The sequence below is a fragment of the Oceaniglobus sp. K40-3 genome (genome assembly GCF_055808395.1).
The window spans coordinates 2,840,315-2,859,313 of the sequence record NZ_CM147868.1 but is presented as its reverse complement, the minus strand read 5'-3'; the positions used below and the strand labels follow the sequence as shown (position 1 = coordinate 2,859,313).

Annotated in this window: 16 protein-coding genes and 3 pseudogenes; 8 read left to right on the top strand and 11 right to left on the bottom strand. The window is 61.2% G+C overall.

Annotated features, from left to right (window positions below; translation table 11 throughout):
• Positions 1-3: 3 nt before the first annotated feature.
• Genes AC0L7P_RS14845 through AC0L7P_RS14830 form a run of 4 tightly spaced genes read right to left on the bottom strand, consistent with a single transcriptional unit; the run spans position 4 to position 4,433 of the window.
• On the bottom strand, positions 4-873 hold the full coding sequence (locus tag AC0L7P_RS14845; protein WP_473433437.1) for a DMT family transporter: 870 nt from the start codon (positions 871-873) through the stop codon (positions 4-6).
• A gap of 3 nt (positions 874-876) precedes the next feature.
• The gene (locus AC0L7P_RS14840; protein WP_473433436.1) at positions 877-3,243 is read right to left on the bottom strand and encodes a PIG-L family deacetylase; all 2,367 of its coding nucleotides are present in this window, start codon (positions 3,241-3,243) and stop codon (positions 877-879) included.
• Between the two features lie 15 nt (positions 3,244-3,258).
• Positions 3,259-4,191, bottom strand: coding sequence for an ROK family protein (locus AC0L7P_RS14835; protein ID WP_473433435.1), 933 nt, complete (start codon positions 4,189-4,191; stop codon positions 3,259-3,261).
• On the bottom strand, positions 4,188-4,433 hold the full coding sequence (locus tag AC0L7P_RS14830; protein WP_473433434.1) for a MarR family transcriptional regulator: 246 nt from the start codon (positions 4,431-4,433) through the stop codon (positions 4,188-4,190). Before AC0L7P_RS14830 ends, AC0L7P_RS14835 begins: the two co-directional genes overlap by 4 nt.
• Positions 4,434-4,557: 124 nt before the next feature.
• Here AC0L7P_RS14830 and AC0L7P_RS14825 point away from each other — a divergent pair, with 124 nt between their 5' ends.
• The 8 genes from AC0L7P_RS14825 to AC0L7P_RS14790 all read left to right on the top strand — a co-directional run bounded on the left by AC0L7P_RS14825 (position 4,558) and on the right by AC0L7P_RS14790 (position 11,201).
• The gene (locus AC0L7P_RS14825; protein ID WP_473433433.1) at positions 4,558-5,388 is read left to right on the top strand and encodes an extracellular solute-binding protein; all 831 of its coding nucleotides are present in this window, start codon (positions 4,558-4,560) and stop codon (positions 5,386-5,388) included.
• Positions 5,357-5,821 carry an extracellular solute-binding protein gene (locus AC0L7P_RS14820; protein ID WP_473433432.1) on the top strand — a complete coding sequence of 155 codons (465 nt, stop codon included), beginning with the start codon at positions 5,357-5,359 and terminating at the stop codon, positions 5,819-5,821. Before AC0L7P_RS14825 ends, AC0L7P_RS14820 begins: the two co-directional genes overlap by 32 nt.
• A 76-nt stretch (positions 5,822-5,897) precedes the next feature.
• Complete coding sequence (locus tag AC0L7P_RS14815) at positions 5,898-6,785, top strand: carbohydrate ABC transporter permease (RefSeq protein ID WP_473433431.1); 888 nt, start codon at positions 5,898-5,900, stop codon at positions 6,783-6,785.
• The gene (locus AC0L7P_RS14810) at positions 6,785-7,663 is read left to right on the top strand and encodes a carbohydrate ABC transporter permease (protein WP_473433430.1); all 879 of its coding nucleotides are present in this window, start codon (positions 6,785-6,787) and stop codon (positions 7,661-7,663) included. Before AC0L7P_RS14815 ends, AC0L7P_RS14810 begins: the two co-directional genes overlap by 1 nt.
• A 126-nt stretch (positions 7,664-7,789) precedes the next feature.
• Positions 7,790-9,274 (top strand): lyase family protein, encoded by a 1,485-nt coding sequence (locus AC0L7P_RS14805; protein ID WP_473433429.1) that lies wholly within the window; start codon positions 7,790-7,792, stop codon positions 9,272-9,274.
• Between the two features lie 3 nt (positions 9,275-9,277).
• Positions 9,278-10,330 (top strand): ABC transporter ATP-binding protein, encoded by a 1,053-nt coding sequence (locus tag AC0L7P_RS14800; protein WP_473433428.1) that lies wholly within the window; start codon positions 9,278-9,280, stop codon positions 10,328-10,330.
• A complete protein-coding gene (locus tag AC0L7P_RS14795) occupies positions 10,327-10,668 on the top strand; it encodes a hypothetical protein (protein WP_473433427.1) in 342 nt (113 codons plus the stop codon). The genes AC0L7P_RS14800 and AC0L7P_RS14795 overlap by 4 nt, the downstream gene beginning before the upstream one ends.
• Positions 10,638-11,201: a carbohydrate kinase family protein gene (locus AC0L7P_RS14790; protein WP_473435473.1), complete on the top strand. Its 564-nt coding sequence runs from the start codon at positions 10,638-10,640 to the stop codon at positions 11,199-11,201. The genes AC0L7P_RS14795 and AC0L7P_RS14790 overlap by 31 nt, the downstream gene beginning before the upstream one ends.
• Here AC0L7P_RS14790 and AC0L7P_RS14785 read toward each other — a convergent pair.
• The 7 genes and pseudogenes from AC0L7P_RS14785 to AC0L7P_RS14755 form a co-directional block, all read right to left on the bottom strand.
• Positions 11,202-12,339, bottom strand: a pseudogene (locus tag AC0L7P_RS14785) (iron-containing alcohol dehydrogenase).
• 4 nt (positions 12,340-12,343) lie between these two features.
• Positions 12,344-13,723: an aldehyde dehydrogenase family protein gene (locus tag AC0L7P_RS14780; protein ID WP_473433426.1), complete on the bottom strand. Its 1,380-nt coding sequence runs from the start codon at positions 13,721-13,723 to the stop codon at positions 12,344-12,346.
• A 40-nt stretch (positions 13,724-13,763) separates the two neighbouring features.
• Positions 13,764-15,122 (bottom strand): glutamine synthetase family protein, encoded by a 1,359-nt coding sequence (locus AC0L7P_RS14775; RefSeq protein WP_473433425.1) that lies wholly within the window; start codon positions 15,120-15,122, stop codon positions 13,764-13,766.
• A gap of 81 nt (positions 15,123-15,203) precedes the next feature.
• Positions 15,204-16,233, bottom strand: a pseudogene (locus AC0L7P_RS14770) (TRAP transporter substrate-binding protein).
• A gap of 48 nt (positions 16,234-16,281) precedes the next feature.
• Positions 16,282-17,607, bottom strand: coding sequence for a TRAP transporter large permease (locus AC0L7P_RS14765; RefSeq protein ID WP_473435472.1), 1,326 nt, complete (start codon positions 17,605-17,607; stop codon positions 16,282-16,284).
• A pseudogene (locus tag AC0L7P_RS14760) lies at positions 17,608-18,173 on the bottom strand (TRAP transporter small permease subunit); the annotation flags it as partial.
• Positions 18,170-18,955, bottom strand: a complete 786-nt coding sequence (locus AC0L7P_RS14755) for an N-formylglutamate amidohydrolase (protein WP_473433424.1) — start codon at positions 18,953-18,955, stop codon at positions 18,170-18,172. The gene AC0L7P_RS14755 and the pseudogene AC0L7P_RS14760, both read right to left, overlap by 4 nt.
• Positions 18,956-18,999: the final 44 nt, after the last annotated feature.

Below are 18,999 nucleotides of genomic sequence, written 5' to 3'. Positions count from 1 at the left end.
ACCTCAGAGCGCGGGCAAACGGCGACGCCGCGCGCCATAGCTGACGCTGAGGGCGGCGACAATCACCAGGCAGGCGCCAAGGGCAAAGGCGGGGGTTGGCACCTCGTCAAAGACGAAATACCCCACCAGCCCGGAAAAGATCAGGGACAGATAGCCGAGGACCGATAAAAAGCCCGCCTCGCCGTGGAATTGCGCGCGCAGGAAACAGGCCTGTGCGCATTGGGCAAACACCCCGATGCTGAGCAGCGGCACGATATGTTCACGCGGTATGGGCACCCAGGTAAAGGCGGCGATGGGGCCGGTAACCAGGGCCAGACCGGCGGTGTAGAATGTCATCATCACCAATGTCGGGGCGGCGCGCAGGCGGCGGGTGGCGATCACCGCCGCCGATCCGGCAAAGATCGCGATGAACAGGACGGGCAACCCGTTGCCGGGCGGCAGGGCGCCGGGGTTGACCGCGATCACCACCCCGATCAGCGCCACGCCCGCCGCCGCCCATCGTCCCCAGCCGATGGTTTCACGCAGGATCAGCGCGGCCAGCATCATTGTCACCACCGGACGGGTGAAATTCACCGCGGTGAAGGTGGCAAAGGGCAGGCGGGCGATGGCGAAAAAGCTGGCCGTCAGGGTGATGATCGACAGGGTGACGCGCAGGGCGTGGATCGGCAGATCGCGCAGCCCGGCAAATTCGGCCCGCCCGCGCCACACCCATGGCACAATCAGGATCAGCCCGATCACTGCCCGCAGAAACACCAGTTGCGCCGGGGGAAAGCCAAGCCCCAGCGCCTTGACGATGCTCAGGGCCCAGATGTTCAGCGACAGATCCGCCAGCATCCATGCCCCGCCGCGCAGGTTGTCGCGGGGCGGCAGCACCCGTCAGCCCCGGCGCGCAATCAGGTTGGCAAACAACGCGAATGCGCCGGGCGTCAACCGCGCCATCTGGTGATGCAGGATCAGCGAGGTATGGATATGGCGCCCCTTGCCGATATCTGCGACCAAAAGCGCGCCGTGCTGCGGGGCCTCATCCGGGTCGGCCATTTCCAGCAGCGGGCGATAGGCATCGTCCCAGGATTTGGCGAAATAAAGCCCCCGTTCCTTGTGCCAATCCGCCCATGTGTCGGGGCCGATGACATTGGGTGTGTTCAACAGCGGGTGATCGGGGGCCAGATGGGTCACCTCGGCCTGTTCATCGGTCACCCGCCAGCGCAGGGAAGGTTGGCCGATTTCCAGCCGCCGGGGCGGAATGGTGTCGGGATCCCAGCCATCCCACGGGCGATGATACAGCGTCAGTAGGGTGCCGCCCCGTTCAACCCATGCATGCAGTCGGGGCATCAGCGCGGCCAACCCGTCACGGAATTTCACCGCAAAGATGCCAATCACGATGGTATCGAGCTGATCGAGATCGTCGTCACTGACCCGGGCTGGGTCGGGCATGGCCAACCCGACACCCAGTTGTTGCAGCCAATAGCCGACCCGGTCGTGGCCGCCGCCGATATAGCCGACATGCACATCGGGAAGCGCCACATCGACCACCCGCACCTGAATGTGCGCGGGAACGGCGCGGGCCGTGGGGGCGATATGGGGATAGGTGATGGGGTGCGCCGACATGGCCGGCGTGCCGTCCAGCGTCAGGGCGATGTCATAAAGACCCGGCGTCACATCCCCGGGGGCGGTGAGGGTGAAACCGCTGGCGTCGCTCTCATCGCTCCAGCCCGGGGGCAGGTCCAGCGCCGGAACCGCACCGGTTGGGACGATGTCGTTCAGCCCCACAGGAATCGTGCGACGTTTGCCTTGCCGGTTCAGCAGGGCGTTGTGCGGCGTCAGATCGGCGGCGCGCGCGGGCAGGATCACCGGCGGCACCAGCAGGGGCAGGCGGCTTTCGCTGGCGATTCCGTCGATGGTGGTGGTGACCTTTACCGCCGGAAGATCGGGCGCGTCGCCCAGCCACGTGTCGCGGTAACCATCGCTGGGCGTTGCATCGGTGGCCACGCTCAGGCTGTCGCCGTCCTTGGTCCAGCCCGGGGGCAAAAGCCACTCAACCTTGACCGACTCGGCGGTGCCCGCGCGTTGTTCGGTGACGGCGCGCACCGTCTGGCCCGGGCGCAGGAACGCGTGGTCGAGATAGCCATCCACCATCACACCGGCGGCAATGCGGATCGCAGCCGCCAGTTGTTGTTCCTTGCGGGCCAGCCGGTGTTGCACCTCGGGGGCGGCGTGATCGGGGCAGGCGGCGCGGGCGGTGCGGATGTGATCCAGCGCCCGTGACAGGCGGGTGGGCAGGCCATTGGCCGTCACGTTGGCAACGCAGGCATCGATCAGCGATTGCGCGGTGCCAAGGGCGGCGGCGATTTCGGGCGCCCCGGCAAAGCCGGCAAGGTCGCCCAGACGCAGGGGCAGACCGGCGCCCACATCATCGCCACCGGTGGCAATCCGGCAATCGGCCAGGTGCAGGGGCCAATCACGTTCCTCGCCCGGTGCGACCCAGCGACCCATGGCCTGAGTCGCGTGGAAAACCCGCGATTGCTGGGCGATCTGTTCAAAACTGAACCCGCTGAGCGGGTCCGCCCCCTTGCCAGCCACGGTTGTGGTGGCGGGCGGCGGCGGCAGATCGTCGTCATAGGCCTGTCCGGCGCCCGACCACGCGGGCAGGAACAGTTTTTTCACCTGCCAGACCGGCAGGTCACAGCCGGTAAACGCCGGATCGGCGGCCAGATCCATCACCAGATGGGCGGCTTCGGTCATGGCGCGGTGATGGCCGTGCTGCCCGGGAATATCCAGAAACGTCGGGCAGATGATATCGGGGCGTTCACGGCGCAGGATATGAACGAACCGGGCCAGGGTGCGGTCGCGCCCCCATTTGGCCAGAGTTTCAACCCCGCTTTTGGAAAAGCCGAAATCGGTGATCGGATCATCCGCTGTTTCGCTTAGCCAATACATGCGCAGGGACAGGGCCGCCGACGCGCGCTCCATTTCCGCGGTGCGCAGGGCGCCCAGATCGGCGCCGCTTTCGGTGCCGATGTCGTTCTGCCCGCCTTCGCCCCGGGTGGAACAGGCATAGGACAGATCAAACCCGCGCTGGCGCAGGGCGGCCAGCATGGCCGAGGTTTCATCATCGGGATGGGCGCCGGTGCTCATGAAGCTGACACAGGATTGCAGGGGCAACAGCGCCTTCCACAGGGCCAGAACGCGGGGCTGTTGCCCGTGGATGCGGGCGGCGTCGGTCAGAGGGGCGAGTGAAGGCATGGCAGGGTTTTCCGGTTAGACAGCAACGGCAAGTTGCGGTGTGAAAGTACGGTTGATGACAAGGGACGCAGCGCCAAGGGCGGCGGTCATCCGCCCCGAAGCGCCACGCAACAGGCGTGGTGTGGCCCGGTCAGGGCGGTTGGCGATGGAACGAACATCAAGAGGCAGACCGGCAATCAGATGGTCGATGATGGTTTCGGGCAGGGCGCCTCCCAATATGATCGCCTGCGGGTCGAACAGGTTTTCCACCAGTGCCACGGCATGGGCCAGCGGATCAATGGCCCGCTCCAGCCAATCGAACAAGGGCGCGCTGCGATCCTGATAAAGCTGTGCCAAAGTGGCGCTGTCGGGGGCCTTGATGCCGTGGCGGGCCAGATGACGGGCAATCGACAACCGGCTGACCGCCTGTTCCAGAATCACGCCGCCGGTCGGGGTTGGCACCGTCACATGGCCGATTTCGCCCGCGTTGCCAAAGGCCCCGCGCACCAGTTGCCCCCCCGAAACAAGCCCAAGCCCCAGACCGGTGCCAAAATAGAGAAAGGCAAAATGGCCCAGCGTTCGGGCCACACCGGAAACATGTTCGGCCATGGCGGCGGCGTTGGCATCGTTTTCCACATGGGCCGGCAGGCCAAAGGCCGCGCTGAACCATGCGGTCATGTCGATCTGTTCCCATCCGGGCAGTTCGGTTGCCTCATCGGCCAGACCGGTTGTGCCGAACGGCCCCGGCACCACCACGCCCACCCCGAGAATGCGCTGACCCGGCACGCCGGTTTCGGCCAGCGCCCGGTCACGCAGGGCCAGAACGCGGGCGGTGATCGCCTCGGGGGTGCTTTGGGGCAGGGCGCAGCGGCGGCTGAACACCTCGTTTCCCATCAGATCAAGCATCACGGCAAACACCGCACCGGGGCGAATTTCCACGCCAAAGGCAAAGCCCCCCGTCGGGTTCACCGCGTATTGGATCGCCGGAAGGCCCCGCCCCCTTGCGAGCGACCCTGTGCCTCCAGCAATCCGTCGCGTTCCAGATCGGCAATGATGTTGGACACGGCCTGTGTGCTCAGCCCCGAAGCGCGGGCGATTTCGGCCCGCCCCATACGCCCGCCTCGGCGCACCTGACCCAGCACCACCTGCCGGTTGTGGCTGCGCGAGCGTTCGGCGTTGGCGCCGACAATCTGATCCAGCTTTACAACCATTCCGACGGATTAGCGCAAACGGCTTGTTAATTCAACTGGATTGAGTTAATCACGATTCAGGTGGGCAAAGACCCCCAGAATTCACCACAAACGCACCCAAGGGTGTCGAACCGGGAGAACAGATATGAAATTTGGAGCCATCCGGGGCCTTGCCCTTGCCGGCGTGACCGCCATGGCGGGACTGATGGGCACCGCCGCCCATGCGGTTGAAATCGAATATTGGCAGTATTTCTATGACGCCCGTGTCGATGCCATGAACCAGCTGATCGAGAAATTCGAAGCGGCCAATCCCGACATCACCGTCAAGATGACCACCTTCCCCTATGACAGCTATCGCACCAAGGTTGCGGCGGCGATCCCGGCGGGCGAGGGGCCGGATGTGGTGCAATTGTTCTATGGCTGGCTGACGGACTACAAGGACGCGCAGTTGATCCAACCGCTGCCCGCCGATGCCTTCCCGGCTGACAAGATCGACGAGGAATTCTTCCCGATGGTCAAGGCCATGCGCGAAGGCGATCAATATTGGGCGCTGCCCACTGCGGTGCGTTCGCTGGCGTTGTTTTACAACAAACGCCTGTTCGACGAGGCCGGAATCGACAGCCCGCCCGAAACATTGGACGAGCTGGTGGCCGACGCGAAAAAGCTGACCAAAAAGGATGGCGCGGGCAATATGACCCAGGTGGGCATCACCGCCGGAATGACCGCGCAGGATCACCATTGGTGGCGCGAGGGGCTGGTGCGCCAGTTCGGTGGCGACCCCTATCTCGACGACTACAAGACGGTGAATTATGACAGCGACGCCGGACGTGCCGCGCTGAAGTATTATTCCGACCTGTTCATGGGCGACGATCCGGTCACGTCCATCGGTTTCATGGATGAACCGCAAGCGGCCTTCAAGGCCGGACGCGCCGGGATGCACATTGATGGTTCGTTCCGTATCGAACCGACTCGCTGATATTCGCGGCCTGAAATGGGGCGTTGCCGAACTGCCCGCTGCGGCGGATGGAACGCGGTCGAATTATTCGTCCTATTGGGTCAATGCGATCACCACCAAGGCCAAGGGCGAAAAACTCGACGCATCGGTCAAGTTCATGGAATATCTCACCTCGGATGAGGCGATGCAACTGTGGCTTGAGGTCGTGGGCGAGCTTCCCGCGAAGCCCTCGGTTGGCATGACCGACGAAAACGCCAATGATCCGGTCTATGGCCCGTTCATTCGCGGGCTGGCCTATGCCCACACCACCAAATTTGCCGACGAAAGCGGCCAGCGCCAGGTGCTGGTTGAAATGGTCGAGCGGATGACCCTGCAAGACATGCCTCTGGCCGAAAGCCTGAGCATCGCCGCCAAGGCAGAGCAGAAACTGCTTGACGATTATTACAGCAAGTAAGCCGAAACGGGTGGCCTGACCACCCTGCGCCCACCCCGCAAGGGGTGGGCGGTGCTTTCGGCGGGCGGGGCACCCCATGTATCGCAATCTGACCATCAAACAGAAACAGATCGTCTGGGCCTGGGCTTTTCTGGCGCTCCCGGTTTTGTTCTATGGCGTGATCCGGTTTTATCCCACGGCCAACGCGATCCTGATTTCGTTCCAGAACTGGAACCTGTTGGGCAGCCGCACCTGGGCGGGTCTGGACAATTATGAAAAGCTCTGGAACGATCCGGTGTTCTGGAAGGTGTTCGCCAACACGTTCCTGTACCTGCTGCTCGGGACACCGATCAGCCTCGTGATGTCGTTTATCATTGCCTATCACCTCGATCAGTTGCGCTTCATGCACGGGTTTCTCAGGATGCTGTATTTCCTGCCGTTCATGACATCGGCGGTCGCCATGGCCTGGGTCTGGCGGTGGTTTTACCAACCGGTGCCGACAGGATTGTTCAACAATTTCCTCGCCAGCATGGGCATCGGGCAGATCGAATTCCTGAACTCGACCACCAACGCCCTGCCTGCGGTTCTGGCTCCGGCAATCTGGGCGGGCCTCGGATTTCAGATCATCATCTTCATGGCCGGTCTGCGCGCGATCCCGAAATCCTATTACGAGGCGGCGCGCATTGACGGCGTGGGCTGGTGGACGATCCTGTGGGAAATCACCCTGCCACTGCTTAAACCCACCATCGTGTTCATCGTGGTCTTTTCGTCAATCGGGTTCCTGCGGATATTTGACCATGTGTTCAACATGACCACCAACAATCCGGGCGGGCCGCTCAATTCGACCAAACCACTGGTGCTGATGATCTATGAATCGGCGTTCACCAAATTCGACATGGGCTATGCCGCCGCGCAGACGGTGGTTCTGTTCACCGTGCTGCTGGTGGTGTCGCTGCTGCAACTGCGCATCCTGAGGGACAAATAATGGCTGTCGTCGAGGAAATTCGCCCCACGTCAGATGCACTGCTGACCACCAAAGGGCCAAGAAAACCCGCAAACATGGGACAGATCATCCGATGGGTGCTGCTATTTCTGGGCGGCATCGTGATGGTGATGCCCATCGCCTATATGATCTCGACCTCGCTGAAGTGGCCCTATGAGGTGTATAACATCAACCTCATCCCCGAAGAGCCGACAATCGAGAATTACACCTATGTGCTTGAAGATGGGCGGTTCTACGGCTGGTTCACCAACTCTCTCATCATTGCCACGCTGACCACCATGTCCAACATCCTGTTCGATAGCCTGGTCGGCTATACCCTGTGCAAGTTCCGCTTTCCCGGTCGCTACATCGTGTTCATCGCAATCCTGTCGACCCTGATGATCCCGACTGAAATGTTGGTCATCCCATGGTATCTGATGAGCCAGCAATTCGGCTGGCTCGACAGCTATTGGGGCATCATGTTCCCGGGGCTGATGACGGCCTTCGGCACGTTTCTGATGAAACAATTCTTTGAAACTGTTCCCGATGATTTCATCGAAGCCGCGCGCATCGACGGGCTGAACGAGCTGCAAATCTGGTGGACGGTCGCCATGCCCCTGGTCAAACCCGCGTTGGCCGCCCTGGCCATCTTTGTGTTCCTGGGCAACTGGACCGCATTCATCTGGCCGCTGATCGTTACGAATTCAGTCGAAATGTACACTCTGCCCGTGGGTCTGTCCTCGTTCGGAGACGAGGCCGACGTGGCGTGGGAACTCATCATGACCGGCGCCGCGATCTCGACGATCCCGACACTGGTGGTCTTCCTGATCTTCCAGCGTTTTATCATTCGCGGCGTCGTGATGGCGGGGCTCAAAGGATGAGTGTGCGCCTGTGGCCCCTGTCGGATTTGAGTATTTTTATCAGTAAAAAGATCACCCCGCTTTTTACTGACCGAAATACTCCCGCCGGAGGCGCCGACGTTTTCCGCACACACAGGTCAAAGTGATATGAACGACACCTCGCAATTTCCCGATCCGACCTACCGTGACACGGTGCTGGCGCCGTTGTTCGAAGGCGTGAAAACCCATTATGCCGCCCATATGGGGGCGATTAATCGTGCGCATCTGGTGATGCTGAGTGAAACCGGCATCCTGACCCGGGATGATACCCGCAGCATCGCCCGCGCCCTGCGCGCCATCGAGGCTGAAACCGACATTGCAGCGCTCAGCTATACCGGCGAGTATGAGGACTACTTTTTTCTCGTCGAGGCCGAGCTGAAACGCCGGCTTGGTGATCTGGGTGGTGCCCTGCACACGGCGCGGTCGCGCAATGACATGGATCACACCCTTTTCAAACTGGTGCTGATGGAACGCGGGCACCGGATGTTTGTCCAGCTCACGCGCCTGACCGATGCGTTGATCGAAACGGCGGTGCGCGAGCGTGATACGTTGATCGTTGCCTATACCCACGGCCAACCGGCCCAGCCGAGCACCTTTGGCCACTACCTTGGCGCGGCCATCGAAGTGCTGCTGCGCGATGGCGCGCGCCTGAGCGCGGCCTTGGATGAGGTTGCCCATTGTCCCATGGGGGCTGCGGCAATCACCACCAGCGGTTTCCCCATTGACCGGCCCCGCATGGCGGAATTGCTTGGCTTTGATGCGCCGCTGCTGAACAGCTACGGCTGTATCGCCTCGGTCGATTACGTTACGGGCCTCTATTCCGCGATAAAGCTGATTTTCCTGCATCTGGGCCGTGTCATTCAGGACATGGCATTCTGGAGTGCCTTTGAAGTCGGCCAGCTTTACGTGCCCAACAGTCTGGTCCAGATTTCCAGCATCATGCCGCAAAAACGCAATCCGGTGCCCATAGAACACCTGCGCCACCTGTCCAGCGTCACCGTGGGGCGCTGCGATACCATCGTGAACACAATGCACAACACCCCGTTCACCGATATGAACGACAGCGAGGGCGAGGTCCAGCAGGCGGGTTATGCCGCGTTTGACAGTGGGGGCAGGGTGCTTGACCTGCTTACGGCCTTCTTGCCCGCCTGTTCGATCGATGCTGACCGGGTGCGTGCCAATACTGATGCGGCCTGCATTACCATCACTGAACTGGCCGATACTCTGGTGCGCGACGAGGGGCTTAGTTTTCGTCAGGCCCACGAGGTCGCCGCCCAGACTGCCAGGGCGGTTATTGCCGCGCGTCAGCCCCTGAGCGAAGGCTATGCCGCCTTCAGCGCCGCCTTCCAAGGCGAAGAGGGACGCGTTCCGCGGACCGATGAGCCGACCTTTCGTACGGCGGTCGCGCCTGAAACCTTTGTCGCCCGCCGCGACCGCCCCGGTGGTCCGGCGCCCGCCGCGCTGGACCATGCACTTGCCTGTTACCGCAGGTCGCTCGCCAGTCTCGTCGCGTCGGGCGAGACGCGCCAGCAACGCCGAAACGATGGCGCAACCCAACTTGACACGGCCTTTGCCGCCCTATCGGAGGACTGACTTTTGGCCACCCTTGCCCTGCGCGATCTGGTGAAAACCTATGACAAGACCGAGGTGCTGCACGGCATCAACCTTGCGGTGGAAGACGGCGAGTTTGTCGTTTTCGTCGGCCCCTCGGGGTGCGGTAAATCCACGACCCTGCGGATGATCGCGGGGCTTGAGGAAGTGACCAGCGGCAGCATCGAGATCGGCGGGCGACAGGTGAACAACCTGGAACCCAAGGAACGCGACATCGCCATGGTGTTCCAGAATTATGCCATTTACCCCCATATGTCGGTGCGCAAGAATATTGGTTTCGGCCTGCGCACCGCCAAGATGAGTAAACCCGACAAAGAGGCGCGCATCGACGAGGTGGCGGGCATTCTCGATATGACAGACCTGCTTGATCGCAAACCGAACCAGCTCAGCGGTGGGCAGCGTCAGCGCGTCGCTATCGGGCGGGCCATGGTGCGCGATCCGGCGGTGTTTCTGTTTGATGAACCCCTGTCCAACCTCGATGCCCAATTGCGCACGCAAATGCGCCTTGAAATCAAGAAGCTGCACCAACGGGTGGGCAATACCATCGTTTTCGTCACCCACGATCAGGTTGAGGCGATGACCATGGCCGACCGGATCGTCATCATGAAAGACGGCCACATCCAACAGGTTGGCACGCCTTCCGATGTGTATCACAACCCTGCCAACACCTTTGTTGCCCGGTTTATCGGGGCACCGTCGATGAACATGCTGCCGGCCAGCGCCAGCGGTGGCGTTTTGCATCTGGAGACAGGCAGCGAAATCGCCGTGCCCGGCCATGCCGATGGCGCGGTTACGCTGGGGGTGCGGCCCGATGATCTGGGCCTTGGCGAAGGCGTTGCCGTTGTCCGCGGTACGGTCACTGTGCGCGAGCCGTTGGGGCCGGAAACGCTCATCTATGTCGATACCGGCGCGGGGGATGAGGTGATTGCCAAGGCCGATGGCCGCACCCCACCCGAGGTCGGCGCCGAGGTGACCTTGAACGCCCGCCCCGAAACCCTGCACTTTTTTGATGCCATCACCGGTCAGGCCCTGCGGTGAGCGATCCATCCCGCCCGCCGGGGGTTTTGTGCGTCGGGCGCCTCTATTGCGATCTGGTGTTTGGCGATCTGCCCCGGATGCCAACCCTGGGGCAAGAGGTTTACGCCGGATCGCTCAACCTGCGGGCAGGGGGCGGGGCGGTGATCACGGCGGCGCATCTGGCGCAATTGGGCCGCCCCGCGCATCTGGCCGCCTTCTGGCCCGCGCCCCCTTTCAGGATCAGGTGCGGGGCGATGTTGCCGCCGTGGGCGTGGGGCACGATCTGTGTCTGCCTGCCCCACCGGGCGATCCGCAGATCACCGTGGCCATGTCCGGCGCCCGTGATCGCGCCTTTCTGACCCGCAGGGTGGGGCGCGCGCTGCCTGATCTGACCACCGCCGATCTGCTGGGGCTGGGGGTTGGCCATCTGCATATTGGCGAACTGGCCACCCTGGCCGAGGCGCCGCGCCTGATCGACATCGCGCGTGCGGCGGGGCTGAGCATTTCGCTCGATTGCAGTTGGGACGATAACACCAAGGCCGCTCACCTTGAACTGGTTGGCGGGGTGGATGTGTTTTTCCCGAACGAGGAAGAGGTGGCGCAGCTGGCCCGATTGGGGGTTCAACCGCCCTTTGCCCCGCTTACGGTCACCAAATGCGGGGCTGCTGGTGCGGTGGCGCGCAGTGAACGTGAAACGGTGCAATCGCCCGCTGAAAACGTTTGCGTCGTCGATACGACTGGCGCGGGCGATGCCTTCAACAGTGGGTTTCTTGATCGTTGGCTGGCAGGTGCGCCATTGGCGACATGTCTTGCGGCCGGCAATGCGCGCGGTGCGATTTCGGTGCAGCAATCGGGCGGGTTCGTTTGTGAAGAACCCGCCGCAATCTTCTGATCAGAAACAGGTATCCAACAGCGCGCGGATATTTTCCGCCGTCAGTTCCACCGGGTTGCCACCACATGACGGATCGGCCAGAGCCGAGGCGGCGATCCTGTCCAGATCGGGCGCCGTCACGCCAAGGGCGGTCAGGTTGGCGGGGATGCCCAGATCGCTGTTCAACTGACCGACAAAATCGTAAAATCCGTCAAACCCGCCCGCAATCCCCAGATAGGCAGCGGCCCTTGCCAGCCGCGCCTCGACGGCGGGGCGGTTGAACCGCAGGACGGGCTGCATCACCACTGCATTCGTGGTGCCGTGGTGGGTGTGGTACATCGCGCCAATCGGATGGCTGATCGCATGGATCGCACCCAGCCCCTTTTGAAACGCCGTCGCCCCCATCATTGCCGCCGACATCATTTCAGCCCGCGCCGCCAGATTTCCGGGGTCGTTATATGCAACACGCAGATTTTCGGCCACCAGCCGCAACCCCTCAAGCGCGATGCCTTGCGACATCGGGTGATAATGGGGCGAACAATAGGCCTCAAGACAATGGGCAAAGGCATCCATGCCGGTGCCTGCGGTGATTGCGCGGGGCATGCCAACGGTCAGTTCCGGGTCGCAGATCACCACTGCGGGCAGGATTTTCGGGTGAAAGATGATCTTTTTCTCGGCTGTCACGCTGTTGGTGATCACGCTGGCGCGGCCCACCTCGCTGCCGGTGCCGGCCGTGGTCGGGACGGCGACAATGGGGTGAATCGCATCCGCATCGGCGCGGGTCCACCAATCGCCGATATCCTCGAAATCCCACAAGGGGCGGGTTTGCCCGGCCATGAAGGCCAGAACCTTGCCCAGATCCAGGCCCGATCCACCACCAAACGCCACCACGCCGTCGTGGCCCCCGTCGCGGTACACCTTCAGGCCCGCTTCGACGTTCTTTTCGTTCGGGTTGGGATCGACATCGGCAAAAAGGGCCCCCCAGCCCGGCTTTGTCCAACAGGGCCAATGTGTGGGTGGTGATCTCCATGTTCGCCAGTCCCTTGTCGGTTACCAGCAGGGGCCGGGTGATGCCCGCCGCGCGGCAGGCATCACCGATTTCGGCAATGCGCCCGGCGCCAAACCTGATTGCGGTGGGATAGGACCAGTTCGCGTTCATATTCTTATACCTTCTTGAAGTGAAAGGATTTTGGCCGGGTCAAAGCGCCATAGGCCAGTTCCGAAAGCCCCACGCCCCGCCCGGTATCCTTGCACCCGGTCCAGCACAGGGCCGGGTCAAGATAATCGCAGCGGTTGGCGAATACCGTGCCGGTTTCGATCTGTGCGGCAATGGTGTTGGCCCGGTCCAGATCGCGGGTCCAGAGTGCGGCGGTCAGGCCGAACTGGCTGTCGTTCATCAGGGCAATCGCCTCGGCGTCGCCAGACACTTTCATGATCCCCACGGCGGGGCCGAAGGTTTCGTCGCGCATGATCCGCATGTCGTGATTCACATTGGTCAGGATTTGCGGCGCGACATAGGCACCGTCATTTCCGGCAAAACGTTTGGCGTCGATCATCGGCGTTGCCCCATCGGCAATCGCCTCGCTTACCTGGGCGCGCACCTCATCGGCAAAACGGCGGTGTGCCATGGGGCCGATGGTGGTGTCCTGTTCTAACGGGTTGCCCAGTTTGTAACCCTCGACAATCGCCACGGCACGATCCACAAAGTTGGAAAAGTGCTTTTCATGGACGTAAATCCGTTCAATCCCACAGCAACATTGTCCGGAATTGAACATTGCCCCGTCAATCAACGTGTCCACTGCGGCGTCCAGATCGGCGTCTTCCATGACATATCCGGGGTCTTTGCCGCCCAATTCGGTGGAAACTGCCGTAAAGGTGCCTGCGGCAGCATGTTCCATGGCTTTGCCGCCGCCAACCGATCCGGTGAAATTCACAAACCCAAAGGCCCGCGCGGAAATCAGCCCGCTGGTGACCTCATGATCAAGGAACACCGCCTGAAACACCTCTTCGGGCACACCTGCGGCGTGGAAGGCGCGCGCCATGCGTTCCCCCACCAAAAGCGTCTGGGTGGCGTGTTTCAACAGCACGGCGTTGCCCGCGATCAGGGCGGGGGCGACGGTGTTGATTGCTGTCATGTAAGGATAATTCCATGGCGCGACCACCAGAACCACACCGTGGGGGCGGTGTTCGATCCGGCGTGAAAACCTGTCGGATTCTTCGATCACCATGGGGGCCAGTGCCGTTTCAGCGATCCCGGCCATATAACTGGCCCGTTCCTCAAACCCGCCGAATTCACCGCCATAGCGCACCGGGCGGCCCATTTGCCAGGCCAGTTCGGGCACGATTTCATCGTTCATCGCACCCACGGCGGCAACCCCGGCCATGACCAGCGCCACGCGTTCAGACAGGGGGCGGGCGGCCCATTCCTGTTGCGCCTCGCGGGCGCGGGCGACGGCCACGGCGGCGCCGTTGAAATCCAGCGTGGGGCGCTCGGCATAGACCGAACCGTCGATCGGTGAGATGCATTGCAAGGTCTTGGTCATGTCGGCTCCATCTTTGGTTGAAACAGGGCGGAAAACCCACTTATGCCCGCTCGAATCCCCGGGCTATTTCGTAATCTGTAACGGCGCGGTCGAAATCTTCCAACTCTACTTCGGCGCAGCGGACGTAATGGTCGATCACGTCGTCGCCCATGGCTTTGCGCAACATGTCAGAGCTGCGCAAGGTTTCCGTCGCGTCGCGCAATGTGCGTGGTATTTCAGGGACTTCGGCAGAGTAAACATCACCGCGAATGGGATCGGCCAGGGGGAGGCTCTGTTCTATTCCCGCAATACCGCAGGCGATCTGCGCGGCACAGGCGAGATAGGGGTTGATGTCCGACCCGGGGATGCGGCATTCGACCCGCACGCCTTTGGTGTCCGCCCCAACAAGGCGGAAACCGGCGGTGCGGTTGTCCACGCTCCAGACGGTTTTGGTTGGCGCGAAGGTGCCCGCGACAAACCGTTTATAGCTGTTCACATAGGGGGCCAGAAACACCGTCGTGTCGGGGGCAAAGGCGATCAGCCCGGCCATATAGCTGCGCATGAGATCGGACATGCCCAGATCGGCGCCCGGATCATGAAACACATTTTTTCCGTCTTTCCAAAGGCTTTGATGGATATGCGCGGCGGACCCAACCTTGTCGCGGTGCCATTTCGGCATGAAGGTCGCGGCAACGCCTTTGGCCCAGGCGATGTCCTTGATCGCCTGTTTTGAAATGGTGTGATAATCGCAGCACAGCAGCGCCCCCGCATAGCGGATGTTCAATTCCTCTTGCCCGGTTTCGGCCTCGCCTTTCGAGTTTTCTATTGGGATTCCAGCGTCATACAGGTGGTTCCTGATGGGGCGCATCACCGCTTCTTCGCGGGTGGTTTGCTGGATGCTGTAATCCTCATTATAGGCGGAAATCGGTTGCAGATCGCGAAAACCACCTTTGCGGATCGTATCGAAACTGTCAGCGAAAAGGAAAAATTCAAGCTCGGTCGCCATCATCGCCGAAAAACCCATGCTTTCCAGCCGTTCGAGTTGTGTTTTCAACACCTGTCGTGGTGAATGTGGGACCGGCTTGTGGCTGTGATGATCCAGCACGTCACAGATCACCATGGCCGTGCCCTCCAACCAGGGGGCAAGCCGTAAAGTGCTGATATCAGGTTGCATTACGTAATCGCCATAGCCGTGACGCCATGATGTCGCGGCATAGCCATCGGGGGTGGCCATTTCCAGGTCGGTGGCAAGAAGGTAGTTGCAGCAATGGGTTTCGGCATGGCTGCTTTCAAGGAAATTACGCACATGAAAGCGTTTTCCCATCAAACGGCCCTGCATATCCACGAGGCAAACCAGAACGGTATCCACCTCGCCGTTGTCGGCCATATCTTTCAGGGTATCGAGGGTAAGCTGGGGCATGGCGCGTGATCCTTGGTGTGGGCTTGGAACGTGGCGGGCGCGCAGCAGTGCTGCGCGCCCGATTGTTGGAAAAGTGAAAGATCAACTATAGCGATACGGGCGTCCGGCTTTCGCCATATCAGAATTGTACTTTTTGAACACTTCGACAACGCGGGCTTTGGTCGGGCTTTCCGCGGCGATTTCATCCCAGAATTTCAGAGCCGCATCTTCCACGGTCTGCCATTCGGCGTCGGGGATGCTGGTCAGTTCCAGCTTGGAGCCGTTGACCCGCAGCGACGCTTCGCCGCCCCAATACCACCACTGGCGATAATAATGGCTCTGATCACAGCAAACCCGGAACAATTCCTGAAGATGGGGGGCAGTTCGTTCCAGCGATCCTGATTGGCAAAGAACGACCCGGCCCATGCACCTGAAATGTTGTTGGTGAGGAAATAGTTCGTCACATCGGCCCAGCCGACCGTGTAATCCTCGGTGATGCCCGACCATGCGATCCCGTCCAATTCGCCGGTTTGCACGGCCACTTCGATGTCTTCCCAGGGCAGGGTGACGGGGACAACGCCAAACTGCTCCATGAACCGCCCGGCGGTGGGGAAGGTGAAGATGCGCTTGCCCTTGAGATCTTCGAGCGAGCGGATCGGTTCCTTGGTGGCGAAATGGCAGGGATCCCAGGCACCGGCGGAAATGTGTTTTACGCCGACCTTGGAATATTCTTCGTCCCAGATTTCGTTCAGGCCATATTGGTTGAACAGCACCGGCACATCGAGGGAGTAGCGCGACGCGAAGGGAAATACCCACCAAAAACAGTAACATCTGTGGGGGATGCCATGCTGTCATCGTCCGATTGCACCGCGTCGATGGTGCCGCGTTGCATGGCGCGGAACAGCTCTCCGGTAGGGACAAGCTGATCGGCGTAGAACAGCTCGATTTCCATCTGATCGCCGGCAATGGCGTTGAAGCTTTTGATTGCCGGGTCGATCACATGTTCGGCCAAAGCGGGGCCGGCATAGGTTTGCATCCGCCATTTGATCTTGGATTGTGCGAGGGCCGGGGTGGCCAGCGCGGCGGCGGGGGCAGTGGCGGCCCCTGCGATAAACTTGCGTCTTGTGGTCATTTCGGTTCTCCTTGGTGGTGGGTGACGCCCCATTCGGGGTCTTTATCGTTATTTTCCATAGACATAATCGGGCAGCCACAGGGCGATTTCGGGAAAGGCCATGATGATTGCGAGGGCCAGAACCATGATCCCGACAAAGGGCACGATCGAGCGGTAAATGTCTGACAGGCTGACCTGATCCGGGGCCATGGCGCGCATCAAAAACAGATTATACCCGAACGGTGGGGTCATATAGGCGATTTGCGTCGTGATCGTATAAAGAACGCCGTACCAGATCAGGTTGAACCCAAGGGCATCGACCAGCGGAATGTAAAGCGGCGCGACGATCACCAGCATGGCCGTATCATCCAGAAACGTCCCCATGAGGATAAAGCTGAGCTGCATCAGGATCAGGATCATCCAGGGCGACAGGCCCAATTCGTTGGTGAACAGGTTTTCGATCGCCTTGACCGCGCCAAGGCCATCAAAGACGGCGCCAAATCCCAAAGCCGCCAGAATGATCCACATGAACATGCAGGAAATGCCAAGGGTGTTTCTGACCGAGTTTTCAAACACTTCCCGTGTCATACGGCGTTTCAGAACCGCCGCGACAAAGGCCGTCATCGCGCCAATGGCGCTGCTTTCCACCAGCGAGGTCCAGCCGTTGACGAAGGGCACCATCATCGCCGCGAAGATGAACAGCGGCAACAACCCCGCGCGCAGCAGGCGGCGTTTTTCGGCGGGGGTGATCAGGGCCAGTTCCTCGGGGGGGATCGTGGGGCCAAGGGCCGGATTGGCCCGGCAGCGGATCACGATATAGGCGATGAACATCCCCGCCATCATCAGCCCCGGAATAACCCCGGCTAGCCATAATTGCCCCACGGGTTGGCGCGCAATCATCGCATACAGGACCAGAACCACCGAAGGCGGCACAAGGATGCCAAGCGAGCTTCCGGCCTGAATCACCCCCGTGACCATGCGTTTGTCATAGCCCCGTTTGAGCAGTTCGGGCAGGGCGATGGTGGCACCGATGGCCATGCCCGCCACCGACAGCCCGTTCATGGCGGAAATCAGCACCATCAACAGGATCGTGCCGATGGCCAGCCCGCCGTTCACCGGCCCCATCCAGACATGAAACATCCGGTACAGATCATCCGCGATGCGGGATTCCGACAGGACATAGCCCATGAAGATGAACATCGGCAGGGTCAAAAGCGGATACCACTTCATCAGCTTCATTGCTGACGAAAACGGAATGTCGATCCCGCCGGTGCCATAGAGCGCGACCGCCGAAATCGCCGCTACGGCGCCGATGGCCCCAAACACCCGTTGCCCCGTCAGCAGCAACAGCATCATCGTGCCGAACATCAGCAGCGCGATAAATTCATATTCCATCAGATGTCGCCCCCGCAGGCGGATGATATCTTTGGTAAATTCCGACAGTGCCTGAAGCAGCATCATAAACAGGCCGCTGACCATCACCACCTTGATCGGCCACAGATAGGGCCGCCATGCAGTGGGCGAACGCTCCAGCCGGCCGATTTCCTCGCTGCCGGTGACAAGGCCAACATAATACCCCAGATATTCGGTGCCCCAATAGCCAAAGGAATAGGCGAAGCGAGCCCAAGACCACCATAAAGCAGCACCCCGAGGTAATAGATCAGAAAGAAGATGGTAAAGGCATCGACGGCGGCCTTGCGCCGTGGTGACCAGCTTCCGTAGAGCAGATCCATGCGCACGTTGCTGCCCAGCTGGATCGAATAGGCACCACCCAGCATGTAATAGGCCACCATGGAAAATTGGGCCATTTCCAAGGTCCAGGACACGGGCAGGAAAAAGGTTTTGCTGATCGACGACCACAGCAAAATCCCGACCATGACAAAGATGCCATACATCACGATGCGCCCGATCCGGTGGTTCATCCCGTCCACCACGGCGACAAAACGGCGCGCGATACTCATGTCCGGGCCGCGCCAAGTTGGGAAAAGCGCGACAACCCGTGGGTCAGCATCTGTTCAACGATATCGGCCATCCGGGCGATTTCGGTGGTGTTGGTCAACAGGTCGTTGCGGATTTCCAGCATGGCATTCAACAATCCGGTGCCAATGGCCTGACGTTCCAGGGTGTGCAGCACGCCGTCACCGGGGCCATACGGGGCGTTGGGTTCGGGGTGCAGGGGCAGGCCGGGGGCGTTGAGAAGGGCGCGCGCCAGCCGGTCGTCGCGCGGATCGAACAGCACGCCCAGTTCGGTGTCGCGCGGCTGGCCGTAATAGGTGGGGGTGAAACTGTGGATCGATACGACAGCGGGCTGCGCCATCCGGGTGATCTGGTCGCTCAGGGCGGCGTGAAACGGGGTGTACAGGGCGGCAGTGCGGGCGGCGCGGGCGATTTCGCCAAGCGCGGCGTTGCCCGGCACGGCGATCCTCTCGCTTTGGGCGGGCATCGCAGAGGCCGCTTCGGGCGGGCGGTTGCAATCGTAAACGAGCCGCGAAAACCGGGCGGCAACCAAGGGCGCATCCAATCGGTCGGACAGGGCCAGCGCCAATTCGAACGCGCCGGGATCCCATGCTGCATGGGACATCCGGTCATCCGGGGCAAGGCCCAGATCGCCCAATGATTCGGGGATGAGAGGGCTGGCGTGTTCACACACCAGCACCAAAGGTGCCGTCCCGGCAGGGCGAAGCACCTCGACGGGCGGCCCGTCGGCGGCAGACAAAAGCGGTATCTTGATGGAATCTGTCATGGTGTGAACAGTTCATTACATTTTGTTTTGCTCTGTCAATATAA